This window comes from Aminobacter sp. AP02, from assembly GCF_003148805.1.
Lineage (GTDB): Bacteria > Pseudomonadota > Alphaproteobacteria > Rhizobiales > Rhizobiaceae > Aminobacter.
Window position 1 is genome coordinate 62804 of the sequence record NZ_QGGX01000004.1, and the last position, 24884, is coordinate 87687.

23 protein-coding genes are annotated in these 24884 nt (G+C 62.3%); 19 read left to right on the forward strand and 4 right to left on the reverse strand.

Annotated elements, in window-relative coordinates; all coding sequences use genetic code 11:
- Window positions 1-78: 78 nt before the first annotated feature.
- Window positions 79-1044: a galactofuranose ABC transporter, galactofuranose-binding protein YtfQ gene (gene ytfQ, locus C8K44_RS06075; protein ID WP_109574877.1), complete on the reverse strand. Its 966-nt coding sequence runs from the start codon at window positions 1042-1044 to the stop codon at window positions 79-81.
- A 326-nt stretch (window positions 1045-1370) separates the two neighbouring features.
- Here ytfQ and C8K44_RS06080 point away from each other — a divergent pair, with 326 nt between their 5' ends.
- The 13 genes from C8K44_RS06080 (at window position 1371) to C8K44_RS06140 (ending at window position 14907) form a co-directional block, all read left to right on the forward strand.
- Window positions 1371-2213, forward strand: a complete 843-nt coding sequence (locus tag C8K44_RS06080; protein WP_281062983.1) for a sugar phosphate isomerase/epimerase — start codon at window positions 1371-1373, stop codon at window positions 2211-2213.
- Between the two features lie 196 nt (window positions 2214-2409).
- The gene (locus C8K44_RS06085) at window positions 2410-3288 is read left to right on the forward strand and encodes a branched-chain amino acid ABC transporter permease (RefSeq protein ID WP_109574879.1); all 879 of its coding nucleotides are present in this window, start codon (window positions 2410-2412) and stop codon (window positions 3286-3288) included.
- Window positions 3289-3329: 41 nt separating this feature from the next.
- The gene (locus tag C8K44_RS06090; RefSeq protein WP_109575091.1) at window positions 3330-5093 is read left to right on the forward strand and encodes an ATP-binding cassette domain-containing protein; all 1764 of its coding nucleotides are present in this window, start codon (window positions 3330-3332) and stop codon (window positions 5091-5093) included.
- On the forward strand, window positions 5086-5790 hold the full coding sequence (locus C8K44_RS06095; RefSeq protein ID WP_109574880.1) for an ABC transporter ATP-binding protein: 705 nt from the start codon (window positions 5086-5088) through the stop codon (window positions 5788-5790). Before C8K44_RS06090 ends, C8K44_RS06095 begins: the two co-directional genes overlap by 8 nt.
- A gap of 6 nt (window positions 5791-5796) precedes the next feature.
- Window positions 5797-6333 (forward strand): thioesterase family protein, encoded by a 537-nt coding sequence (locus C8K44_RS06100; protein WP_109574881.1) that lies wholly within the window; start codon window positions 5797-5799, stop codon window positions 6331-6333.
- A 2-nt stretch (window positions 6334-6335) separates the two neighbouring features.
- Window positions 6336-7952 (forward strand): GMC family oxidoreductase N-terminal domain-containing protein, encoded by a 1617-nt coding sequence (locus tag C8K44_RS06105; protein WP_109574882.1) that lies wholly within the window; start codon window positions 6336-6338, stop codon window positions 7950-7952.
- A 55-nt stretch (window positions 7953-8007) separates the two neighbouring features.
- Window positions 8008-8952 (forward strand): aldo/keto reductase, encoded by a 945-nt coding sequence (locus C8K44_RS06110; protein ID WP_109574883.1) that lies wholly within the window; start codon window positions 8008-8010, stop codon window positions 8950-8952.
- Between the two features lie 116 nt (window positions 8953-9068).
- Window positions 9069-9965: an enoyl-CoA hydratase gene (locus C8K44_RS06115; RefSeq protein WP_109574884.1), complete on the forward strand. Its 897-nt coding sequence runs from the start codon at window positions 9069-9071 to the stop codon at window positions 9963-9965.
- Between the two features lie 34 nt (window positions 9966-9999).
- A complete protein-coding gene (locus C8K44_RS06120; protein WP_109574885.1) occupies window positions 10000-11163 on the forward strand; it encodes an acyl-CoA dehydrogenase family protein in 1164 nt (387 codons plus the stop codon).
- A gap of 13 nt (window positions 11164-11176) precedes the next feature.
- On the forward strand, window positions 11177-12241 hold the full coding sequence (locus C8K44_RS06125; protein ID WP_109574886.1) for an acyl-CoA dehydrogenase family protein: 1065 nt from the start codon (window positions 11177-11179) through the stop codon (window positions 12239-12241).
- On the forward strand, window positions 12234-13385 hold the full coding sequence (locus tag C8K44_RS06130; RefSeq protein ID WP_109574887.1) for an acetyl-CoA C-acetyltransferase: 1152 nt from the start codon (window positions 12234-12236) through the stop codon (window positions 13383-13385). Before C8K44_RS06125 ends, C8K44_RS06130 begins: the two co-directional genes overlap by 8 nt.
- A 2-nt stretch (window positions 13386-13387) precedes the next feature.
- On the forward strand, window positions 13388-13990 hold the full coding sequence (locus C8K44_RS06135; protein ID WP_109574888.1) for a transferase hexapeptide repeat family protein: 603 nt from the start codon (window positions 13388-13390) through the stop codon (window positions 13988-13990).
- A gap of 11 nt (window positions 13991-14001) precedes the next feature.
- Window positions 14002-14907 carry an SDR family oxidoreductase gene (locus tag C8K44_RS06140; RefSeq protein WP_109574889.1) on the forward strand — a complete coding sequence of 302 codons (906 nt, stop codon included), beginning with the start codon at window positions 14002-14004 and terminating at the stop codon, window positions 14905-14907.
- A 203-nt stretch (window positions 14908-15110) separates the two neighbouring features.
- Here C8K44_RS06140 and C8K44_RS06145 read toward each other — a convergent pair whose 3' ends face one another.
- Window positions 15111-16703, reverse strand: coding sequence for a FadD3 family acyl-CoA ligase (locus C8K44_RS06145; RefSeq protein ID WP_109574890.1), 1593 nt, complete (start codon window positions 16701-16703; stop codon window positions 15111-15113).
- A 201-nt stretch (window positions 16704-16904) separates the two neighbouring features.
- Between C8K44_RS06145 and C8K44_RS06150 the strand changes: the two genes are divergently transcribed.
- Together C8K44_RS06150 and C8K44_RS06155 are read left to right on the forward strand one after the other, a co-directional pair.
- A complete protein-coding gene (locus tag C8K44_RS06150; protein WP_109575092.1) occupies window positions 16905-17705 on the forward strand; it encodes an SDR family oxidoreductase in 801 nt (266 codons plus the stop codon).
- Between the two features lie 131 nt (window positions 17706-17836).
- Window positions 17837-19042, forward strand: coding sequence for an ABC transporter substrate-binding protein (locus C8K44_RS06155; protein WP_109574891.1), 1206 nt, complete (start codon window positions 17837-17839; stop codon window positions 19040-19042).
- A 100-nt stretch (window positions 19043-19142) separates the two neighbouring features.
- Here C8K44_RS06155 and C8K44_RS06160 read toward each other — a convergent pair whose 3' ends face one another.
- Window positions 19143-19742 carry an NAD(P)H-dependent oxidoreductase gene (locus tag C8K44_RS06160; protein ID WP_109575093.1) on the reverse strand — a complete coding sequence of 200 codons (600 nt, stop codon included), beginning with the start codon at window positions 19740-19742 and terminating at the stop codon, window positions 19143-19145.
- 220 nt (window positions 19743-19962) lie between these two features.
- Window positions 19963-21573: a GMC family oxidoreductase N-terminal domain-containing protein gene (locus C8K44_RS06165; protein WP_109574892.1), complete on the reverse strand. Its 1611-nt coding sequence runs from the start codon at window positions 21571-21573 to the stop codon at window positions 19963-19965.
- Between the two features lie 241 nt (window positions 21574-21814).
- Here C8K44_RS06165 and C8K44_RS06170 point away from each other — a divergent pair, with 241 nt between their 5' ends.
- The 4 genes from C8K44_RS06170 to C8K44_RS06185 are packed head-to-tail and all read left to right on the forward strand — an operon-like array spanning window position 21815 to window position 24884.
- Window positions 21815-23014, forward strand: a complete 1200-nt coding sequence (locus tag C8K44_RS06170; protein WP_109574893.1) for an ABC transporter substrate-binding protein — start codon at window positions 21815-21817, stop codon at window positions 23012-23014.
- Between the two features lie 57 nt (window positions 23015-23071).
- Window positions 23072-23356, forward strand: coding sequence for a DUF1330 domain-containing protein (locus C8K44_RS06175; RefSeq protein WP_109574894.1), 285 nt, complete (start codon window positions 23072-23074; stop codon window positions 23354-23356).
- A gap of 51 nt (window positions 23357-23407) precedes the next feature.
- Window positions 23408-24175, forward strand: a complete 768-nt coding sequence (locus tag C8K44_RS06180) for an ABC transporter ATP-binding protein (protein ID WP_109574895.1) — start codon at window positions 23408-23410, stop codon at window positions 24173-24175.
- On the forward strand, window positions 24168-24884 hold the full coding sequence (locus C8K44_RS06185) for an ABC transporter ATP-binding protein (RefSeq protein ID WP_109574896.1): 717 nt from the start codon (window positions 24168-24170) through the stop codon (window positions 24882-24884). Before C8K44_RS06180 ends, C8K44_RS06185 begins: the two co-directional genes overlap by 8 nt.

Sequence of the window (24884 nt, forward strand, 5' to 3'; positions counted from 1 at the left end):
TCAAACGGCGTTTGGTCTCCGTCCGATCACTTTGAAAGGCGAGCCGGGCGCTGGCGCGTCCGGCTCGTTGAGGCGACGTCAGTAACCGAGGCCCTTCTTCTCCTCGTAAACCTTCATGGGATCGTCGGCTTGCGTATAGAGCTTCGATTCCGTGATGATCTGCTTGGGGGGTACCGTGCCGTCCTTCTTGAACGCTTCGAGCGCATCAAAGGCCGGGCCTGCCATGTTCGGTGTCAATTCCACCGTCGCGTTGGCTTCCTTGTCCGCCATCGCCTTGAAAATATCAGGCACGGCATCAATCGACACGACCTTGATGTCAGTACCTGGTTTCAGGCCGGCTTCCTTGATCGCCTGGATGGCGCCGACAGCCATGTCGTCATTGTGAGCGTATAGGGCGCAAATGTTCTTGCCGCCGTTTTCGGCCTTCAAGAAGCCCTCCATGACTTCCTTGCCCTTGGCGCGGGTAAAGTCGCCGGTCTGGCTGCGGGTGATCTTGATGTTCGAAGCGCCAGCAATGGCTTCTTCGAAGCCCTTCTTGCGGTTGATGGCAGGCGACGATCCCGTCGTACCTTGCAGTTCAACCACGTTGCAGTCCTTGCCAGCCACATCCTTGACAAGCCATTCGCCGGCGACCTTGCCTTCGAGGACCTGATCAGAGGCCACCATCGTCATGTAAAGATCGGGAGAGCCTTCGATGCCCCGGTCGAGAAGGATGACGGGAATTGACGCATCCTTGGCTTCCTGAAGCACGGTGTCCCACCCTGTCGCCACGACCGGCGCGACCATGATCGCGTCGACGCCCTGCGCGATGAAGCCGCGAATGGCCTTGATCTGGTTTTCCTGCTTTTGCTGCGCATCAGCGAACTTCAGCGCAACCCCGCGCTTTTCGGCCTCTTGTTTCGTGACGCTGGTTTCGGCCGCGCGCCATCCGGATTCTGAACCGATCTGTGAAAAACCAACCGTAAGTCCAGCAGCGTGAACGGCGCCTCCCAGCGCCAATGCAGTGGCCGAACCTAGTAGCAGGGTCTTGAGAATTCTCGTCATTGACACCTCCCAGAAGACACAATCGCAGACCAACCCACGACTGACGCCATATAGTCATATAGTATGATTTTTGGAAACGGAAGATGGGTAAGCAGGAATCGTCGCACGCAGCGGTTCGCAGCTCCTTTCTTGGCTTCCCTGGTCGCTGACCAGCGGCGCTTATCAGGCAGTCTTGCGCCGCGATCACGCAGTTCGTACCAGCAGGGGCCGCACACTTGATCGACCCAACTAGGCAGGCATGGGTAGTCCGAATAGACCTGTGATGGCGCTTAAAGGTCTGCATCTTGCTTGGCAGCGTATGCATGGCCGCTGCAGGAACCCGACCTATGAAGCCTCGCCAATACATCTGCAGTTCCCACACGATCAGTGGCGTCGTGCCAGGCGGGACGGTGGCATCGCGGCATGGTTTCGCTGCACGCGTCCAAGCATGTGCGGCAGTCGGATACGCTGGCATGTGCCTACATTTTCGCGACTATGCCGAGCAGCGGCACGCAGGGATGAGCGATGCCGAGTTGCGCACCGTGCTTAACATAAACGGCATGAAACACGTCTCGATCGAGTTCCTGACCGACTGGTTCATGGACGGCGAGGCTGGCGAGATCGCGCGCCGCAATGAGGCAATCGCCTTCCAGGCGGCGAATGCCTTTGGTGCCAACGTTCTCAACGTCGGGCCGGATCTTGCCGGACGCGACATTCCCATTGAAATCATGCGGGAGCGTTTTGCTGCACTTTGCGGACGTGCAGCAATACACGGTATCGCTATCGCGCTGGAGCTGGTCGCCTGGGGTAATGTCCGCGAAGTCGATACGGCGTTGCTGATGATCGACGGCGTTCCCAATGCGGGCCTGGTGATCGATTCCTGGCACATCTTCCGCGCCAACGTGCCGCTGCACCACCTGAAACGAATTCCCGCCGAGCGCGTATTGTGCGTCCAGGTCAACGACGCCGAAGCGGAACCGGCAGGCATGCTCGCAACAGACACGATGTGTCGCAAATTGTGCGGGCAGGGCGCCTTCGACCTGAGTGCATTTGTCGAGACACTCGATGCCATGGGCGTTCAGCTACCCTTGAGCGTCGAGATCATTTCCCCCGAGCAGTCAAAGCGCGATTTGCCTGAGGCAGCGTCTGTGTCTTTGGCGAGCGCAAGACGCTGCTTCGACCTGCCTTGAATGCTTGCTCCGCGGTAGCTGTGCTTGCTGGGTTTCCTGTTCAAAAATTGCATCTATACGTTAGTCCGTTCGAACGATGTTGCGGCAGCTAGCGCACCGCATAAGCTCGTCCCAAAATACCCCACCTTGATCATGCGTTCGGGCTCGCCCTGCGCGGGCTGGGCGGGTTCATAAGTGTGGTCAGGGAGGCGAGCTTATGCTCAGTGAGATACTGATCATCGTGATACGCGGGATTGCCATAGGCTCGATCTTCGCCACCATCGCGATGAGCTTCAACATCGTCCATGGCGCGACGAACATCTTCAATTTTGCCCAGGGCAATATGTTCATCCTGGGCGGTTTCGCCGCCTATTTCCTGGCTAACCAGGTTGGCCTTGGCCAATGGACACTGATGCTGCTGCTGAGCGGCCTGCTGATTGCGGCTGTAGTGACCATCCAGGGCTACATCACGCTCTTGCCGCTGCGCTCCTCGGTCGAGCAGGACAGCTGGCTGATCTCGACGGTTTCGGTGTCTGTCATCGTTGCTGCGCTGTTGATGATCACCCAGGGGCCATTTGCCTATTCAGTGTCCAGCATCGTGCCGAGCTTCCGCATCCTGGGCACGCGTACGCCTGGCGCCTATGCGCTTGCGATTGTGGCGATGCTGTTCTGGTACTTCGCGCTGCGCTTTTTCCTGCGCAAGACCTTCATTGGGCTGGCCATCAGCGCGCTGTCGCAAGACTTTGACGCTGCCCGGGCCGCCGGTCTTCCTGTGCGTCGGCTGCAGCTGATTTCGTTTGCGATCAGCGGCTTGATGGTTGGCACCGTCGGCTTCCTGGTTGCCCCGGTCATTTCTGTAAGCCCGGACGCCGGCCTGAAATACGTGCTCAACGGTTTCGTCGCCGCCGTGGTTGGCGGCATAGGCTCCAACGCCGGCACGCTTATCGGCGGTCCATTGGTCGGCGTGGTCGCCATGCTGACCGCTTACAAAGTCGGCGGCGCCTACCAGGATTTGGCCTCGCTTCTGGTGCTGGTGCTGATCCTGATGTTCCGGCCGCAGGGTTTGTTCGGGCGCGTCGGCGCAAGGCGGGTCTGATCATGCAGGCCGCCACAAACATACAAACCGGACCCGTTTCCATGGCCGAAACCAAGCCGAAAGGCCGCTTCAATTCTGACCTGACGCAAGTCTGGATCGGCGTAGGGCTCATTGCCATCACAGGCTTTGGCCCGGTGATCGCCGGCAATTCGTACTGGATCCACACGTTCCAACTGGTGAACATCTTTATCGCCGCTGCGATCTTCCAAAACATGCTGTTTGTCGATGCTGGCCAGAAGTCGTTTGGCCAGGGCGCGATTCTCGGACTTGCGGCCTATGTCACGGCGATCCTCTATGGCTTGCATGGCTGGTCGTTTGCTGCTGCCTCTATCGGCGGCATCGTCGCCGCAATGCTCGGCGGCCTGCTTTTCGCCTTGCCAGCGCTTCGCGTGCAAGGGTTCCATCTCGGCTTCGTGACCATGAGTGCGGCGATCGTTTTCCCGCAGCTCTTGGTAACGCTCGACAAGTGGACCAACGGCATCAACGGCATCAGCGTCACCGTCCCGGCCCTGACCAACCCGTTCGTCTTGGGCATGTCGCCTCTGGCGATCGCGGTCGCCGTGTTCCCGATGATCGCGCTGTTCGTTCACTACGGCATCCGCCGCTCGAAGCTCGGCCGCAGCATGTTCGTGGCGGCGCTCAGCCCAGAGGCGGCACGCTCGCTTGGCATCAAGCCGGGTGTGATGCGCTTCGTTGCCTTCGTCATCGCCGCCGTCGGCACCGGCATCTGCGGCATTCTCTACCTGCCGACGGTTGCCTTCGTCAGCCCGCAGGGCTTCAACATCGAGCTGTCCTTCGTCTTCTTCTTTGCCGTGGTCGTCGGCGGGCGTGGACAAATGCTTGGTCCGATCATAGGCATTTGGATCGTCTACATCCTGCCGAACATCCTTTTGGCTGGCTTCGTCGAGTATCGTCTGTTGATGTACGGTTGCCTGACGCTGCTCGCCGTCATGGCGTTCCCTGATGGCATCGTAGGTTCCGTCGAACGCCTGCGCGCCAAACGCAAGCAGACCGGTGGCGGTGAGCAGGCCTTCCGCATCGACGGCTTCCTGGCCGACCTGCAGGCTGGCAAGACCGCTCGTGAGCCGAGCGAGGAGATTGCTGTCGAGGTGCGCAACGGCACCAAGAAGTTCGGCGAAGTGGTTGCCGTCAGCGCTGTCGACCTCAAAGTCCGCAAGGGTGAAGTGCATGGCCTGATCGGCGCCAACGGCTCCGGCAAGACCAGCCTGCTCAACGTGCTGAGCGGCCTTAGCCGCCTGAACTCGGGCTCGTTCATGATCAACGGCGTCGAGGCCACAAACCTGGCCGCCGACCGCATCGCCAATATGAGCCTCGGCCGCACCTTTCAGGCGCCGCGCATCTTCAGCCAGATGTCTTTGTGGGACAATCTGAAGATCGGCATGGACGCTCGCGTCGGGCCGGCAAGCGCGGATATCACTGCACTTGCCAAGGCGATGGAGGAGAGCTTCGGCCAGGATAGCGCCACGCTGCTTTCGCACGGCCAGCGCCGCCTGGTGGAAGTGATGCGCACGGTGCTCAAGGAAGCAACAATCGTTTTGTTCGACGAGCCGGCTGCCGGCCTGTCGCAGAGCGAACGCACCAACTTCGCCAATCTCGTCAAGTTCCTCAGCCGCCAGATGGGCAAGACCGTGATCCTGGTCGAGCACGATCTCGACCTGGTGTGGGGTATTGCCGATACCATCACCGTGCTGGAGCAGGGCCGGGTGGTTTCCTCGGGCAAGCCGGACGTGGTCGCCAAGGACCCGGCGGTGCAGCATATGTTCGTGGGGTCGCGCCATGCTTGAGGTCAAAAATCTGGTTGCGGGCTACGGCACCATCCCGGTGCTGCGCGACGTGTCGCTGACGGCCAAGGCCGGCGAGATCCTGCTCATTGGCGGCGAGAACGGCGCTGGCAAGTCGACGCTGATGCGGGCGATCGCGGGTTTCAACAAGCCCGACAGCGGCGAGATCCTGCTCGACGGCAAGCCTATCGGTGGGACCGCGCCCGAAAAGGTGGCGCAGTCGGGCCTGCGGCTTGTGCTAGACGGGCATCGTGTGTTTCCCGAGCTCAGTGTCTTCGACAATTTGCGCATGGGTGCTGCGGCTCGTCGGGGTGATCGCGCGGGCTTCAACAATGCGGTCGAGGAGATCTACTCGGTCTTCCCGATCCTGAAGGAGAAGCAGAAGCTTTACGCCCGCGATCTCTCAGGTGGGCAGCAGCAGATGCTGGCCCTCGGCCAGGCCTTCATCGCCCAGCCGAAAGTGCTGCTGTGCGACGAGCCGTCGATGGGCCTTGCGCAAGCGCTGCTGCCGCCGATCCTGGCCTTCCTGCGCCGCTGGGCGCAGACGGGCACAGCCGTCGTTATCGTCGAGCAGCATCTCGCGGTGACCGCACCTTACGCCGACCGCGCCATGATCATCGAGCGCGGTCAGGTGAAATTCTCGTGCCTCGCTTCCGACCTTGACGAGAAGCTGAACGCTCCGGCGCATGCGGCGGAGTAAGGGCTGATGAATAACGAGGGCGCGGTCAGGAACGAGTCGTCAGGCGCGAATGCCGGAGACACCGACGACGCACCGCGTCCCTACATCAGCTTCCGCGGCAAGGTCGAGCCGCACTGGCTCGATGTGAACCGGCACATGAACGTGTCTTGGTACGACCATGTTTTCGATATCGCCGAGAGCGATCTGTTCGATGTGTTCGGCATCCATGACGAATACATCCGCCGCACCAGCTACAGCTTCTTCCGGCTGGAAAAGAGCGTTCGCTACGAACGCGAATTGATGCCTGACGCCAGTCTGGAGGCGCGCAGCGTCGTGTTGTGGACCGACCTCAAGCGTGTCCATCATTTCCACGAATTGTGGAATGTTGACCAGAATTACCGCGCGGCGACCGTCGAAGGCCTGTCGATCCACGTAGACCTGCGCTTGCGCAAGGCGGCCAGGATCGTCGAGCGCGACGTGGCCGATCCGCTTAGCGCGCTCGCGGCCCAACACGCGCGACTGCAGTGGCCGGCAGGCGTGGCGCGACGATCCTTCAGGAAATAGACGTGAGCTTCACCGCCGATCTCGAATTCGACTACGTCGTCGTCGGCGCGGGCGCTGCCGGCTGCGTGCTTGCCGCCCGCCTGTCCGAGAACCCGAATGTGCGGGTCGCGGTAATCGAGGCCGGCGGGCTGGACAAGGGCATGCTGATCCGCATTCCCGGCGCCAATGTCGTGACCGGCACACACCCGGCCTACAACTGGAGCTACGAGAGCGAGCCGGTGGAAGCACTGGGTGGGCGCAAGCTCTACTGGGCGCAAGGCAAGATCGTCGGTGGCTCGAGTTCGATCAATGGCATGATGTATATGCGCGGGCATCCGCGCGACTACGACAACTGGAAGGCGCTCGGCTGCGAAGGCTGGGGTTATGACGACGTCTTGCCCTACTTCAAGAAGTCAGAGACCAACGAACGCGGCGCCAGCGACATTCATGGCGGCAGCGGGCCATTGCAGGTTTCGAAGGGCCGAGGCACGGCACCTGTCTGCGACATGTTTCTCGATGCAGCGGCTGAGGAGGGCCTGCCGCTGACCGACGACCTCAACAAGGATGCGCGGGAAGCGTTCGGTCATGTCGACCTGACCATTGGGCGCGGCAAGCGCTCGAGCACTGCCGTGGCCTTCCTGCACCCAGCACTGAAGCGGCCGAACCTGACATTGATCGTCAACGCGCCGGTGCTGCGCGTGGTGATCGAGGCCGGTATGGCGACGGGTGTGGTGTTTGCGCATAAGGGGCGGCCACGCCTGGCGCGAGCGGTGAAGGAAGTGATCCTGAGCGGCGGTGCCGTGAACTCGCCGCAACTGCTGATGCTGTCGGGCGTTGGCGAGGCGGCCAGCCTGCAACGCCTGGGCATAAAGGTAGCCGCGGACCAGACCGAAGTTGGGAAGAACCTCCAAAACCACCCTATGTATCGGATGATGTACACGACGACGATGCCGGTCAGCGCCTACACCCACGTCAGGCCGTGGGGCGCGCTGAAGGCTGGCGCGCAGTATGCGCTGCGCCGCCGGGGCGTGTTGAGCCGCGGACTGTTTCCGACTTCGGGCTATTTCCATGCCATCGAAGGCGATCCTGACAGCGAGATACAGGTCTGCATGGCGCCGGCCACGGTGATACGGCGCGGTCCGGGTGTGCTCGGCATCCTGCCGCGTGAGCACGGCTTCACGCTACTGCTCAACCACGGCTCGCCTTTCAGCCGGGGGCAGGTGACGCTGAAATCGGCCGAACCCTTGGCGCATGCGGCGATCTCGCCCAACTATTTCTCCGATCCGCGCGACTTGCGGATCCTGACCGAGGGAGCCGACCGGACACGCGCCATCGTCAACCAGCCAGCGCTACGTGGCGTGCTCGATAGGGAATTGCTGCCGGCGCGCCCGATCCGTTCGCTCGACGACATCGCCGAGGACATCCTGGCGACGGCGGTAACGCACTATCATGCCGCCGGCACCTGCCGGATGGGCGCGGATGCTGACTCCGTGGTCGATCCGCAATTGCGCGTGCGCGGGGTCGAGAGGCTGCGTGTCGCCGACGCCTCGATCATGCCGGTGCTGATCAACGGCAACACCTATGCCGCCACAATCATGGTCGCGGAAAAGGCGGCCGACATGATCAGGGCGTCTGCGTAGGAAAGTTACCAACGAATATCGATATTTAACTGCAAAACATGATGGAGTAGACGAGATGGAAAAGCGCGTTCTCGGCCGCACGGGCCTCGAGGTTTCGGTGGTCGGTCTCGGCTGCAACAACTTCGGCGGCATGATCAAGTCGCTCGACACAGAGGCCGCCCGCAAGGTGGTTCATGCAGCCATCGACTCCGGCATCACGCTGCTCGACACGTCGGATTCCTACGGCGTCAACGGCGGTTCAGAGATCACGCTGGGCGAAGTCCTTGGCGACCGGCGCAAGGAGGTAGTACTGGCGACCAAGTTCGCCTCTCCGCTGAACCGCGAAAAGAGCAACCGCTACAACGGCTCGCGCGGCTACGTCATGAATGCTGTCGAAGACAGCCTGCGCCGACTCAAGACCGACTACATCGACCTCTACCAGTATCACTTCCCAGATCAGCAGACGCCCATCGAAGAGACGCTACGGGCGCTGGACGATCTCGTGAAGCAGGGCAAGGTACGTTATCTCGGCTGCTCGAACCTGCCGGCATGGATGCTGGTCGATGCAAGCTGGACCTCGCGCCACCACAATCTGCACAGCCTGCAGTCCACACAGGCCGAATACAATCTCATCTCGCGTTCGGCCGAGACGGAGTTGTTTCCGGCGATGCGCCGCACCGGCATGACGCTGCTGCCTTATTTCCCACTGGCGAGTGGCCTGCTTACCGGAAAATACCGCAAGGACCAGCAGATCCCCGAAGACACCCGCATGAGCATGGCCTACTTCAAGTCGGGCCTGACCGACGCCAATCTGGACAAGGTCGAGAAGCTGATCGCCTTCAGCGAAGCACGCGGCCACACCATTCTTGAGCTGGCGTTCTCGTGGCTTGCCTGCCAACCGATCGTTTCGAGCGTGATCGCAGGGGCAACTCGTCCGGATCAGGTGGTCGCCAACGCAGCGGCGGCTTCATGGAAGCTGTCGTCAGAGGAACTCGCCGAGATCGACACGATCTGCAAGTGATTGTGCGTCGCACAATCCTGGTTCGCCGTTAGTCCCTTTGGACGATTGCACCCGTTGTCGGGAAACGTAGTTTTCCCGTCAGCTACCAAGTTGAATTGTCAGCGGAACCCCTTGAAATGACCGATCTGGTTGAGCCGCGCACGGCAGATATCACCTATGAGACGGATGAGCCGGTTCTCTACGAGACCGAGGGTCCGATCGCCTGGGTGACGATGAACCGCCCGACTTTCAACAACGCCCAGAACTCGCAGATGACCTATGCGCTCGATGACGCCTTCAAGCGCGCCGTTGACGACGACGCTGTGAAGGTCATCATCTTGCGCGGCGCGGGCAAGCATTTTTCGGCCGGCCACGATATCGGCACGCCGGGCCGCGACGTCAACAAAACCTTCGACCGACGCCTGATGTGGGCCGACCACACCAACAAGCCGGCGGCCGAGATGCTCTACACCAGGGAGCACGAGGTCTATCTCGGCATGTGCCGACGCTGGCGCGACCTGCCCAAGCCGACGATTGCGCTGGTGCAGGGTGCCTGCGTCGCCGGCGGGCTGATGCTGGCCTGGGTCTGCGACTTCATCGTTGCCACAGACGACGCCTTCTTCCAGGATCCGGTCGTGCGCATGGGCATCCCCGGCGTCGAGTATTTTGCCCACGCCTTCGAACTGCCGCCGAGAGTCGCCAAGGAATTTTTGATGATGGGCGAGCGCATGCCTGCGGCACGCGCCGAGCAGTTCGGCATGGTCAACAAGGTCGTGACCCGCGACGAACTCGAGGGCGCCGGCCGGGCGATGGCCGAGAAGCTGGCGCAATATCCGCGCCTCGGTCTCTGGTTGTCCAAGCAGGCAATCAACCATGTCGAGGACCTGCGCGGCAAGCGCACCGCCATGGACGCGCACTACCACATGCACCATTTCGCCCATGCCCAGAACGACCTGACCACCGGCAATACGCTGGGCGGACAGGACGCTAAGAGCATGGCCGCCGCCAACAAGAAGCAGGCCGGCGAGGCCTGAGCCTGCCGCTGCCGACCAACGGGAATTTCCAAGCGTGGATCTGAACTACACCGACGAGCAGAAGGCCTTCCGCCAGGAAGTGCGCTCCTGGCTCGAAAAACATGTGCCAGCAACGCCGCTGCCATCCTTCGACGCCAGCCGCGAGGGTTTTGAAGCGCATCGCGCTTGGGAGCAGGTGCTGGCCGAGGGCCGCTGGGGGATGGTGACCTGGCCAGAGAACTATGGTGGGCGCGGGCTCGACTTGATCCAGTGGCTGATCTTCGAGGAAGAATACTACCGTTCCGGCGCTCCGCTGCGTGTCAACCAGAACGGTATCTTCCTGCTCGGCCCGACGCTGATGGAATATGGCACCGAAGAGCAGAAGGCGCGCTTCCTGACCTCCATGGCCTCCGGCGACGAGATCTGGGCGCAGGCCTGGTCCGAACCGCAGGCAGGTTCAGACCTTGCCTCGGTTCGCGCGACAGCCGTGCTCGAAGGCGATGAATATGTGCTCAAGGGTCACAAGATCTGGTCGTCGCGTGCCGTCTTCGCCGATTGGGCCTTCGGCTTGTTCCGCACCGATCCTGCCTCGCAGCGCCATAAAGGCCTGTCGCTGATTTTCTTCCCGCTCAACGCTCCGGGCGTGCGGGTGCAAGCGATCCCGCAGATCGATGGCGAGACCGGCTTTGCCGAAATCTTCCTCGAAGACGTGCGGGTGCCCGCCTTCAACCGCCTCGGCGGCGAAGGTGAGGGCTGGAACATTTGCATGGCGACCGCCGGCTTCGAGCGCGGCCTGATGCTGCGCAGCCCGGCGCGCTTCCAGGTGGCGGCGCGCAAGCTGGTCGACCTCTACAAGGCGCATGAGGGCGAGGTCGAGCCGACAGTGCGCGCGGCGGTGCTGCAGTCGTGGATGGACGCCGAGGCTTACGCGCTGTCGATCTACGCGACGGCGTCGCGCCTTGCCGCCGGCGGCCATATCGGCGCCGAGGCCAGCACCAACAAGATCTTCTGGTCGGAAATGGACATCGCCATGCACAAGGCGGCATTGTCGATCCTTGGGGCTCGTGCGGAACTGTTGCGTAGCGCACCCGAGGCCGGCGACATCGGCCGCTGGCTGGACGGCTACTTCTTCTCGCTGGCCGGGCCGATCTACGCCGGCTCGAACGAGATCCAGCGCAACATCATCGCCGAGCGCATGCTCGGGCTGCCGCGCGCATAAGGAGGGACGACAGATGGATTTCCGTTTCTCCGAAGAACAGACGATGACGGCGGACGTCGTTCGCGAACTGCTAACCGACGTCTGCCAGCCGGCGGACCTGCGCCGCCTGATGGGCGAGGGTGCTGCTCGCGACGAGGGCCGCTGGGCCAAGATCGTGGAAATGGGCTTGGCCGGCGCCATGGTGGCTGAAGACAAGGGCGGGCTCGGCTTGTCGGCGATCGACTTCGTGCAGATCGCCGAGGCCTGTGGCTATGCCGGCTTGCCGGAGCCGCTGGTCGAGAACGCCGGGGTGGCGCTGCCATTGCTGGCGGCCTTTTCCGACAATTCTCGCGCCGCTGCCCTGCTGGAACGGGCGCTGGCGGGCGAGGTGACCGTGACCGTCGCCCACCCGGCAAATCCGTTCGTCGCCGATGCCGACACCGCCGAAGCAGTGCTTATCGTTCGCGACGGTGCCGTGCATCTGGTCGAAACTGCCAGCGTGGCGATAGTGGCGCAGCCGAGCGTCGATCCGTTCCGCCGCCTGTTCTCGGTCGCGTTCGAGCCGAGCGCCGAGACGCTGATCGCCAGCGCCGAAGACGCAGCGACCCCACTTGCCGCGGCCTTCGACCGTGGTGCGCTGTACGCGGCCGCGCAGATGCAGGGCATCGCCCAGCGTTGCGTCGATCTCGGCGTCGCCTATGCCAAGGAACGACAGCAGTTCGGCAAGCCAATCGGCTCTTACCAGGCGGTGAAGCATCATCTCGCAACCGCCCAGGTCAAGATCGAGTTCGCCCGGCCGGTGCTGCATGCGGCCGCCGCACAGCTGGAGCAGGGCGACCTCTACAGCCGAGCACGCATCTCGCAGGCCAAGCTCGCTTGTGCCGACGCATCCGACGTCGCTGCCCGTACTTCGATCCAGGTGCATGGCGCCATGGGCTATTCCTGGGAAGTGGACGTCCACTTCTTCCTCAAGCGCGGCATCGCCCTGACCAACTGGTGGGGCGGAAACGCCTTCCATCGCGAGCGCGTCGCGGCACGCGTCTTTGGCGCCGCACTCGGACCCGAACATACCTTTGCCAGAGAGGCCGAAAATGCCTGAAGCCTATATCGTCGATGCCATCCGTACACCGGTCGGCCGCAAGAAGGGCTCGCTCGCCGGCCTCCACTCGGCCGACCTTGGTGCGGAGCCGATCAAGGCGCTTTTGGCGCGCACCGGCATCGACCCGAACGCGGTCGATGACGTCATCTATGGCTGCACCGACACGATCGGCTCGCAGGCCGGTGACATCGCCCGCACCTGCTGGCTGGTTGCAGGCCTGCCCGACCATGTTCCCGGTGTGACCGTCGACCGCCAGTGCGGTTCGGCCCAGCAGGCGGTGCATTTCGCAGCACAGGCCGTGATGAGCGGCACGCAGGACCTGGTGATCGCCGGCGGTGTGCAGAACATGAACATGATCCCGATGGCTTCGGCCATGCTGGTCGGGCCGCAGTTCGGTTTCCCCGATCCGTTCAGCACCTCACCGGGCTGGATTGCTAGATATGGCGAGCAGGAGGTCAGCCAGTTTCGCTCGGCCGAGATGATCGCCGAGAAGTGGCAGTGCAGCCGCGACGAGATGGAGCAGTTTGCGCTCGAAAGCCACCAGAGCGCGATTGCCGCGATCGACGCAGGGAGATTCAACGGCGAGATCGCACCGGTCGGCGACTTCGCCGTCGACGAGACGCCGCGCCGCGACACCTCGCTCGAGAAGATGGCGACGCTCAAGACGCTGATCGAGGGCGGCAGCGTGCATGCCGGCGTCGCCAGTCAGAACGCCGACGCATCGGCAGCACTGCTGATCGCCTCGGAGCAGGCGGTGAAGGACCACAACCTCAAGCCGCGCGCCCGCATCCACCACATCAGCGTGCGTGGCGACGATCCGGTTTGGATGCTGACGGCGCCAATTCCGGCGACGCGCCACGCGCTGGCAAAGACCGGGCTCAGGGTCGAGGACATCGACCTGTTCGAGTGCAACGAGGCCTTTGCCTCGATCCCGCTCGCCTGGATCAAGGATCTCGGCATTCCCCGCGATAGGGTCAACGTCAATGGCGGTGCGATCGCGCTCGGCCATCCTCTGGGCGCCACCGGCGCGCGCATCATGACGACGATGCTGAACGAACTCGAGCGCCGCAATGGCCGCTATGCCCTGCAGACCATGTGCGAGGGCGGCGGCCAGGCCAATGTGACGATCATCGAAAGGCTCTGACCATGCCATGCTATGCCTTCGAAGGCATCGTGCCGGTGGTCGATCCGACCACCTACCTGCATCCGACGGCAGTGCTGATCGGCGACGTGACTATCGGGCCGCGCTGCTACATCGGGCCTGGCGCCTCGCTGCGCGGCGACTTCGGCCGCATTACGGTCGTCGGCGATGCCAGCGTGCAGGATAATTGCACGCTGCACACCGGCTCGGGTTCGGATTGCGTCGTTGGGCGCGGGGCGACTGTTGGCCACGGCGCGATCCTGCATGGCTGCACGGTGGGCGAGAATGCACTGATCGGCATGAATGCCGTGGTGCTCGACGGGGCCGTCATCGGCGACGACAGCTTGGTGGCCGCACTCAGCCTGGTGAAGAACGAGGTGGTGACGCCGCCGCGCAGCCTGATCGCCGGCAATCCAGCCAGGGTGATCAAGGAGATGCCGGAGCAGGCGATCATCTGGCGCAACAACGGCGACGGCGAATACCAGCGCCTCGCCGACCGGTCGCTGGCCGATCTCGTGGAATGCGAACCGCTCCGCACCCCGGAGCCTGACCGCAAGCGCAATGCCGGCCAGGCACGCGCCGTGCGGCTGTCGACCAAGACAAAGTGAGAAGGACTGACATGGCAGGGATCTGCGAAAACAGGGTTGTGATCGTCACCGGCGCCGGCCGAGGCCTGGGCCGCGCCTATGCGCTGGGGCTGGCGGCCGAAGGTGCGAAGGTCGTGGTCAACGATCTCGGCGTCGGTACCCATGGCGACGCGACCACCGAGACGCCGGCACAGCAGGTCGTGGACGAAATCAAGGCGAAGGGCGGCCAGGCTGTCGCCAACTATGACGACGTGACCGACTTCGAAGCCGGTGGCCGCATCGTCAAGGCAGCGCTCGATGCGTTCGGCGACCTGCACGCGGTGGTCAACAATGCCGGCTTCGTGCGCGACCGCATGTTCGTCTCGTGCACGCCCGAAGAGTGGGACGCTGTGCTGCGCGTGCACTTGCGCGGCCATTTCTGCGTCAGCCGCCATGCCGTCGACTACTGGCGCGCCCAGCAGAAGGCGGGCAAGCAGGTCGACGCCCGCATCATCAACACCTCGTCGGGCGCGGGCTTGCAAGGCAGCATTGGCCAGAGCGCCTATTCGGCGGCCAAGGGCGGCATTGCCTCGCTGACACTGGTGCAGGCCGCCGAGCTTCGTCGCTACGGCATCACCGCCAACGGACTTGCGCCCAACGCGCGCACGCGCATGACTGAGACCGCATTCGCGGAGGCGATGCAGGCCAAGGAAGGCGAGTTCGATATCTTCGCGCCTGAGAACACAGCGCCTCTGGTTGCCTGGCTGTGCAGTTCGGCCTCGGCCGACGTGACCGGCCAGGTGTTCGAGCTGATCGGCGGTAAGATTCGCGTTTGTCTCGGCTGGAACGACGGTCCGGAGTTCGACAAGGGCAGCCGCTGGGATGCCTCTGACCTCGGCGACAAGATCAAGGATCTGGTGGCAACGCGTCCTGCCGCTAAGCCGGTCTACGGCTCGTAAGCCAACTTGCAGCGCTGAGATGTATCAAGGGCGTCGGGCAACCGGCGCCCTTTCGCTTTGCCCAGCTGCTTTGCCTCACAGGCCGCCGGGCCGCAGGTATGCGAATGGCAAAACGGGACGGCGCTTTCGCATCGTCCCGTCAGATGTCGTCCGAGAATCGTGGTCGGCTGTGCCGAACCCCAATCCGGGCGCGGACCTGCAAGTCAGGCGGCGTTGCCGGCGGGCACCTCGTCGCGCAGGACGTTCTTCAGCACCTTGCCTTGTGGGCTGGTGGGCAGTGAGGCGCGGATCTCGACGCTGCGCGGGCACTTGTAGTTGGCCATGTTGGCGCGCGACCAGTCGATGATCTCTTTTTCGGTGGCGCTGGTGCCGGGGCGCAGCACCACATAGGCCTTGCCGACCTCGCCGAGGCGTTCGTCTGCTACACCGATGACCGCAACGATGCCGATCGCCGGGTTCTGGCTCAGGATGCGTTCGATCTCGGCCGGATAGCAGTTGAAGCCGCCGGTGATGTACATGTCCTTGAGACGGTCCTCGATGCGCAGGTTGCCGTCAGTGTCGAAATAGCCGACGTCCCCGGTGTGCAGCCAGCCCTCGGGATCGATGGTCTTGGCCGTCGCCTTGGGGTCGTTGAAATAACCCTTCATGACGATGTAGCCACGGATCACCACTTCGCCCGGCTTGCCGTCGGGCAGGAAATGGCCGTCGTCGCCCATGATGCGAACCTCGACGCCGGGCGCCGCCTTGCCGGCGGTGTTGGCGATGACGTCGTCCGGGTCGGTTGCCAGGCACATGGTGCCATAGCCGCCGCATTCGGTGAGGCCATAGCCGTTGACCACGCCGGCGAAGCCAAGCTCCTCGCGCATGCGGCGGATGAGGATGGAGGGTACCACCGCGCCGCCGGTGACACCGAGCCGCAGTGAGCTGGTGTCGAACTTCGCCAGCTCGGGGTGCTGGAGCATGCCCTGGAAGATGGCGGGTGGGCCGGGGATGACGCTGATCTTCTCCTCGGCGACGCGCTTGAGGATTTCGCCGGCGTCGTAGGTGAGATGCGGCATCAGCACCGCGCCGCGCATCAGCGAGACGATTGCGCCGGAGCGATAGCCGAAAGCGTGGAAGAAGGGCGGAATGACGAGGATGCGGTCATGCTCGCGGATGTCGACGCGTGTCGCCCAGGCGTCGATCGCCTGGAGACACTGCTGGTGGCCGTACATGACACCCTTTGGGTAACCCGTCGTACCCGACGTAAACAGCATGTCGCAGAGGTCGTCGGGGCCGACGGAGGCCTCGCGTTCGGCAAGCTCGGCGTCGCTGATTTTGTCGCCTGCCGCGACGAAGCTGTCCCAGTCGCGGTCGCCATTGCGGGGATCGCCGATGATGACCACCTCCCGAAGCAGTTCGCGCGTTTCGGCGCGGAGTTGATCAGGGTAGTAGGTGTTGAGGAACTCGCCCGTGGAAAACAGAACCGAGGTGCCGCTGCGCTTAACCAGTTCGGCGATCTCCGCGCCCTTGAAGCGGGTGCTGGCCGGGATGAGAACCGCGCCTGCCGTGACAAGGCCGAGTGCGGTGGCGAACCATTTCCAGGTGTTGGGTGCCCAGATCATGATGCGGTCGCCCTTCTGGACGCCGGCAGCGATCATCGCCTTGCCGACGCGCTTGCGCATCGCGTCGAGTTCGACAAAGTTCAAGATGACGCCTGCGTCCTCGACAGCCGTGCGCGTGCCATAGACCTCGGCGGCTCGTGCGCAGAGGGCGGGAATGGTGGTGAACTTCCAGTCGGCGTCTTCTGAAATCATGTGTCTACCTGGAGGCAATGGGCCTGTTCGACGGTTTGGCGCGCCGCATGACGGCAGCCGGGCTGGTTTTGCGGGAACATAGGCGTCGGATGGCCGCCAGCATCGTCCGAAGGGACGAATAAACCCTACGGCGACCGACATAAAGGCTGTAGGACTGCGTGCATGACGCATGCGCGCGACAAAGCTGCCTGGAGTTACGACATGAGCAATGCCCCGCAACCAGTTGCAGCGACGTTCCAAGGCAGGGTCGTGATCGTGACCGGCGGCACCAAGGGCATCGGCCGGGCCATTGCCGAAGGTTTCCTTGAGGCGGGCGCCACAGTCGTCGTCTGCGCCCGCACCGAACCGGTCAGCGTGCCGCAGTCGAACGGCCCGAGCGCGATCTTCATGCAGTGCGACGTGCGCACGGCGCAGGCCTGCAAGGAGTTGGTCGACCGTGTCGGCGAAGAGCATGGCCGCATCGACGTGCTGGTCAACAATGCCGGCGGCTCGCCGCACGTGGACGCCGCCACCGTGTCGCCGCGCTTCTCCGACGCCATCGTCAACTTAAACCTGATGGCTCCAGTCTACCTGTCCCAGGCGGTCTACCACTGGATGGCCAAGCTACCGGAGGGTGGCAACATCATCAACATCGCCAGCGTCTCCGGCCGCCGTCCCTCGCCTGGCACGTCGGTCTACGGCGCGGCCAAGGCCGGCCTTCTCAGCCTGACCACCAGCCTGGCTCAGGAATGGGCGCCGAAGGTGCGCGTCAACGCCATCATCGTCGGCCTGATCGAAACAGAGAAGGCTGAAGAGACCTACGGCTCGCGCGAGGCACAGCAGGCGATTGCCGCATCGGTGCCCATGAAACGCATGGGGAGGGGTGACGACATTGCACGGGCAGCACTCTACCTCGCCAGCCCGACAGCGACCTTCGTCACCGGAGCGACGCTCGAGGTGCATGGCGGCGGCGAAACCCCGCTGTTTCTTGATCTCATCAAGCGCCATGCGCCAGATCAATGATGCTGGTCCAGGCCGGGGCAGTTTGATGGGGCAAGTCCTTACATCCAAGATGCAATGGTCCTAATGGACGATGTGCGGCGGCGGCGCCCGGAGGAGAGGCAGGCCGCAGTCCTTCAGGAGTGAAACAAGGCATGACTTCCAGAATTTGCAGCCGGCGCGCGCTCGTCGTGGCCCTTATGTCCTTTACCGCGCTCACAACGGGTGCAGCGCAAGCCGAGGAGACGATCAAGATCGGCGGTATCATGTCGTTGACCGGCGCTGGCGCTTCTATCGGCAAGAATGCCGAGATTGCCTGGAAACGCGCCATCGACGACATCAACGCCGCCGGCGGTATTCTGGGCAAGAAGGTTGAGCTTGTGCTTGCCGACACCATGACCGACCCGACGCACGGGGTGAGTGAAATGCGTCGCCTGATCGAAAGCGAAAAGGTACAGGCCGTTGTTGGGCCGGCTACCAGCCAGGAAACGACGCCTTTGATGCCGATCGGCACCGAAGCCAACATTGCCCAGATTTCGAGCGCGGCTTCGACCCAGCTGACCCCCAAGGTCGGCCCCTATCATTTCTCGACTTCGCCAATCGGCGAAAACCAGATGATCCCCAATATCGCCTACGCGCTCGAAACGCTGAAGCTGACCAAGTTGGCGCTGATCTCGGACAATGGCGGCATGTCGAAAGCCGCGGTTTCCGACATCGTCAATTACATGAAGAGCAAGGGCGTCGAGCCTGTCGCAATTCAGGAATTTGCTTTCCGCACCGAAGACATGACGCCTCAGCTGTTTTCGCTGCGCAACTCGGAGGCAGAGGCGGTGCTGCTGATCAATTCGATCGGGGACGACTCCAGGAAAATGCTCGAGAACCGCTACGATATCGGTTGGGAAGTGCCGGTGCTGGCAAGCCTCACAATGACCAACTATGCAGTTGGCAATGCAGCAACGATTGGGACCGAGCCGTTCGAAGGGGTCTATTCGGTGCAGTTCGAAGGCATGACCTACTGCCAAGGCGATGCTTTGGGTGAAAAGGATTTCGCCAAGTTCGCGGCAAAAGCGAAGGCTGAAATAGCCGACCTCGATCGCATGGGTGGTCCCTCGGCCTTGGTGCCTTACTACATCCAGCCCTTTATCCTGGCTGCCGCGATGAATGGTTCCGGCAAGACGGATGGCAAGTCGATTGCGGCCTGGATCGAGGCAAATGCCGGTACGATCAAGACATTGACTGGCAAGCTGGCTGCGAGCGCCGACAACCACTTCCTGCCTTCGGTAGAGAGCCTGAAAGTGGTCAAGAACCCCTACCTGCTGCGCGAGGACGGGCTGGTCGAGCGGGCCGACTGCGCCCAGTAAGTCCGCGTCTTGGACGAGCAGGCGCTGTCGGCATGGCAGCGCCTGCTTTGCTTTTGTCGCTATCGCCAGAAAGGTCGCAAAGGCGAAACAGGCGTTAGTGTCACGACGCTAGCTCCCACATGTCCCGCGCCATCTTTCCTGCCTGTTCCAACCACGCTTGTCGCTCGTCGCGGGAACTTGTGGCGACGACACCAAATAGCTCGCGGTCCACATGCTTCACGCCGCAAAAGTCGAGAATGCACCGCCGCCAGATGTCATCGAGCGGATCGCCGAAGTGATTCTTCTCGCGTTCAGCCGGCGTGTTGCCCGTGTTCAGGATCAAGGCAGCGCGCGCCCGCAACAGGCCGATCGAATGGTCCCCGTTGTCCTCGCCTTTGGCGAATGTGTAGGCGGCCTCCGGGGCGAACACGCGATCGATCCAGCCCTTCATCATTGCCGGCGGTGCGCCCCAGCAATTGGGGTGAATCACAGCGAGCAGATCACAGGCACGAAGCTCGGCAATATGCGCTGAGACAGTCTTGTCCACGGTAGCCGTGCCCCGAGCTTCGGACGCGGACAGAAGAGGATCAAAACCTTCTGCGTAGAGATCATGAAAGACGACATCACACCCCACGGATGTCCAAGCCGCCCGCACCGCTTCCGCCAGCGCGTGATTGAAACTATCGGCAGCCGGGTGGCAAACCACGACAAGCGCTTTCACAGGCCTCTCCCAAATCTGGTCTTCGTTTAGGAAGTGTACCAAGCTTACCGCTTGGTCCCTAGGATTTCAGTCCCGCGACAACTGCACCGACGAGAGCCGCAAGCCGCCTCCCCATCCATCATACTGGCGAACAACAGGCGATCTCGCTCCAGACGGGGTCAACGCGTAGCTCACCTGCGGCGGTGTCGCAAAGGGCGAAACAAGCATTAGAGTCACAGCACTACGTTGATCGTCTGTCTTTGATTATCAGGTCGGCGGCCCGCCACGCCAAAGCCATGACCGGCCCATTCGTGTTGCCTGATATCGGAGCCGGAATGACCGATGCATCAACGACACGGAGCCCGTCGACACCATGGACGCGCAACCGTTCGTCGACCACGGCATTTGTATCCGTCCCCATGCGGCAAGTGCCGGTGGCATGCAGCCCCGAAACAAAGCTACTGCGAAAAGCCGCAAGCAGCGCATCTTCCGAAACCACTTCGGCACCTGGCCAGATCTCTTCTTTCACATATGGGCGAAGCGAGGGCTGTCCGACGTAGTTTCGCATTGTCCGCATCATCGCAACGGCCGTGCGGCGATCGCCTTCGGTGGCGAGCCAGTTGGGCCTGATCCGAGGCATGTCGCGCATATCAGTGGTACGGATGAAAACTTCGCCCCGGCTCTCGGGCCGCAGCGCGTAGCCGATTATTGTCAGTCCCGGCTTTTCTTCAAGCTTCAGCCTGCCTTGCAACAAACCACGAGCAAAAGTGTAGGGCGACAGCGAAAGCTGAAGATCGGGATATGCAACGTCAGGTGAAGAACGGACGAAGCCACCCATTTCAGAAGCGCCAAAACTCATCAGCCCGGTGCCGCTGAGATAATATCGGATGACCTCCGCAAAAAGGCGCAAGCCACGCAAGCGGCGATTGTGGCCGTGGAGACCGGTTAGCCGGTAGGGCAGTGCAACGACAAGATGTTCGGCCAGGTTCTTGCCCACTGCCGGCAGTTCCGCAACGACATCAACGCCGGCGGCCGAGAGCACGTCGGCTGGGCCGACGCCAGAGACTTGAAGCAACTGGGGCGACTGGATCGCCCCGCAGCAAACGATCACCTCGTGTCGAGCGCGGACGACTTCTTTATGCGCGCCTCTGATTAGTTCGACGCCTGTGGCTCGACCTTCGTTGAAGAGAATGCGCAGAACCTGCGCGCCAGTTTGCACCACGAGGTTCTTGCGTTTCATCGCCGGGCGCAAGAAAGCACGCGCTGCACTCATTCGCCGGCCGTCATGGCCGACAGTGTGGGCATAGGTGCCGATACCTTCGCGGGTTTCGCCATTGAGATCATCAATCCGAGCGAGCCCCAGCGAAGCGCCCGCCTCGAAAGTCGCCTTGCCGAGCGGGCCGGCGAGGGGGCGGACGCTGACCTGCAAGGGACCATCGCCGCCGCGGAGTTCAGTTGCCCCGAGCTGAGGGTTCTCGATTGCGCGGAAGACAGGCGCCATGTCGGACCAGTCCCATCCCCTCACGCCGAACTTGCGCCAGCCGTCGTAGTCTTCAGGCGCTCCACGACAATAGAGCATGCCATTTATCGAGCTTGAGCCACCCAGTCCCCGCCCGCGTGCCCAGGTCTCGCTTTCCGGACGACCTGCTTCACGTTCGACCGGGAAGTTCCACGATCGTCTGGGATGCTTGGTGAGTTTGACCCAGCCACGCGGCATGCGCACCAGCGGATGAAAGTCGCTCGGCCCCGCTTCGAGCAAAAGGACGCGGTGCGTGGGGTCTTCACTCAGCCGGCTGGCCAGCACGCAGCCGGCCGATCCGGCGCCTACGATGATGGTGTCGAATTCGCTCATGCCTCGATGTCTGTAAATCGGCTAGGCGATCGCATCCCACAAACGAACTACGCACCGAGTAGCCGCTACTGAACGCGGCGTGATGGACAACCGGTAGTCCGCATGGACGATGTCGGGGTCGGACGTAGTCTGCGATCTCTTATGCAGAGCCGGCAGGTCCTCTTTGGGTGCCGATCTCGTGTGCATGCCGCCGCACATCCAAGATCAGCGGCAAAAGATTCTGTTTCTCGGGAGGAAACACATGAAGAAGTCCATCATGGCGGCAGCTTTGCTGCTGTCGACCGCGCTGACGGCTGTCGCGCAGGACGCCCCTAGCGTCAAGCTTGGCGTGATCAATGACCAGAGCTCATCGTTTTCAGCGCTTGGCGGCACGGAAGTCACCGAGGCGGTGAAGCTCGCAATTTCGGATTTCGGCGGCGAAGTGCTTGGCAAGCCGATCGAATTGGTTTCGGCCGATCACCAGAACAAGCCGGAAGTCGCGCTATCGATAGCGCGCGAATGGCTGGAGCGCGACAATGTCGACGCGCTGTTCGACGTTGCCAATTCCGCCATCGCGCTCTCCGTTAACACGCTGCTGGGCGAGCAGAAGAAACTCGGGTTCTTCGTATCGCCGATGACCGACAAGATGACGGAAGCTGACTGCAATGGCTACGGCGTGGCCTGGGCCTATGACGCCTATTCGCAGGTGCGTTCGTCGGTCAGCGCACAGTTGAAGGACGGCGGTGAAAGCTGGTTCATCATCTCGCCTGACTACGAGGCGGGCAAGGTTCTCGAGGCAAGCGTCAAAACCGCCGTCGAAGAAGAGGGTGGCAAGATCCTGGGCGCCATCCGCGCACCGCTCGGCACCACAGACTTCTCGTCTTACATCCTGCAGGCCCAGGCCTCAGGCGCAAAGGTTGTGGCCCTGACGGTCAATGGTCCGGAACTGGTCAACGCACTCAAGCAGGTCCAGGAATTCGGTCTTATCGACCAGGGTCAGCGCGTGGCTCTTACCGTGTTGCACCAGTCGGACGCGCGAGCCATTGGTCTGGAAGCGCTGAAGGGCATTCAGTTCGCTTCACCATGGTACTGGAACACCGACGACGCTTCGAAGCGCTTCAAGGAAGAAATGCAAAAGAAGACCGGCAACGCGCCGGGCTGGGTCGCGGCTGGCGCCTATTCGGCTGCGACCAACTACCTGAACGCGGTCAAGGCTGCGGGAACCGACGATCCAACTGCCGTGCTCGCCAAGCTGCGCGAGGGCAAGATCAACGACATGTTCGCCCACAACGCAACACTGTTGCCGAACGGCCGCCTGATCCATGACACCACGCTGCTTGAAGTTCGCGCGCCCGGTGAGACTGCCGATCCGCAGGATGTGTTTAAGGTCGTGACCACCGTTCCGGCCGACGTCGCCTTCCGCTCGATCGACAAAAGCGCCTGCAAGCTGGGCAAGAGCTGAACCGATTGCCGGGCCGTCGACTGACGGCGGCCCGGCAATGCCAATTGGGAGCCGAGCTTGCCTGGTTATCTGATCTTCGAAATCGAGGTCACCGATCAGGCGGCCTATGACCACTATCGTGAAGTGGCCGGGCCGCTGCTGGCTGGCAGCGGCAGCCGTTTCGTCTTGTCGAGCGAGCGCATCGAAAGCCTCGAAGGCGGCTGGCAGCCAGCGTCGATTTCGGTGGTCGAATTTCCAACCGCTGAAGACGCACGGCGCTTCTACCGATCCGATGACTACCAAAAAGTGGTGGCACTCAGGCAGGTCGCATCGCGCGCCAAAGGCATACTCGTCGACGTCTAGCGAGCGACGAGCGCGGCCAAGCCGCATCACATAAGCATTCGGGAGGACAAGGTGCGACAAGGCACTTCGGACGACTATATCATCGAGGCGTCTGGGTTGAGCCGGTACTTCTACGGCTTCGCCGCCGTGAAGGACGTCGACCTCAAGATTCGGCGCAACACCATCCATGCCCTGATAGGCCCCAACGGCGCAGGCAAGACCACTACCTTCAACCTCATCACCAAATTCCTGGCGCCCAGCGAAGGCACGATCCGCTACAACGGGGAAGACATCACCTCGCTGAAACCCGAAGAGGTCGCGCGCAAGGGCATCGTCCGCTCGTTCCAGATCTCGGCGGTGTTCCCACGCATGAGCGTGCGCGAGAATGTTCGCATGGCGTTGCAGCGTCCGCTCGGCACATCCTATCGCTTCTGGCAAAGCGAGCGCACGCTCGGCGTGCTCAATGACCGTATCGACGAGCTGCTAGATGCCGTTGGCATGTTGTCTTATCGCAACCACGTTGCCGTCAATCTGCCTTACGGGCGCAAGCGCGCGCTTGAAATCGCCACTACGCTGGCACTCGATCCGGAAATGCTGCTGCTCGATGAGCCGACCTCCGGCATGGGCCACGAAGATGTCGACCGCATCGCCGAGCTGATCCGCAAGGTCGCCGCCGATCGCACTATCTTGATGGTCGAGCACAATCTTTCTGTCGTGGCCGCTCTTTCCGACACTATCACCGTGCTGGCGCAAGGACGTGTTCTGGCCGAGGGCGACTACGCGACCGTATCGCGCGATGCGCGCGTTATCGAAGCCTATATCGGTGGTGCGGATGACTGAGAGCAACAAACAGGTGGTGCTCGACATCGCCGACCTGCATGCCTGGTACGGCGAAAGCAAAGCCCTCCACGGCATGAACTTCGACATACGTGAAGGCGAACTGGTTACGCTTCTGGGCCGCAATGGTGCAGGCAAGACGACTGCGCTTCGCTGCATCATGGGGCTGGTGCGCAAGAAGACCGGCGCGATCAGCTACAAAGGCGAAAACCTGACGCAGAAGGCTCCAGAAATCGTCGCGCGTCGCGGCATCGCCTACTGCCCGGAAGAACGCGGCATATTTTCCAGCCTTTCCGTCGCCGAAAACCTCGAATTGCCGCCGGTCATCGCACCGGGAGGCATGAGCGTCGACGAAATCCTCGATCTGTTTCCGAACCTCAAGGCGCGATGGTCGAGCCCGGGCACCAAGCTATCAGGCGGCGAGCAGCAGATGCTGGCCATCGGCCGCATCCTGCGGACCGGCGCCAAACTCCTGATCTTCGATGAGCCGACCGAGGGCCTTGCCCCTGTCATTGTCAAGCAGATCGCGGTGGTCCTCGAAAAGCTCAAGGCGAGAGGCTTCACCATCCTGCTTGTCGAACAGAATTTCCGCTTTGCCTCGAAGCTCGCCGACCGGCATTTCGTCGTTGACCACGGCAAGATAGTCGAACGGCTCAGCCGCGACGAACTTGCCGGCAACGAAGCCAAAATCCAAGCCTATCTCGGGGTGTGA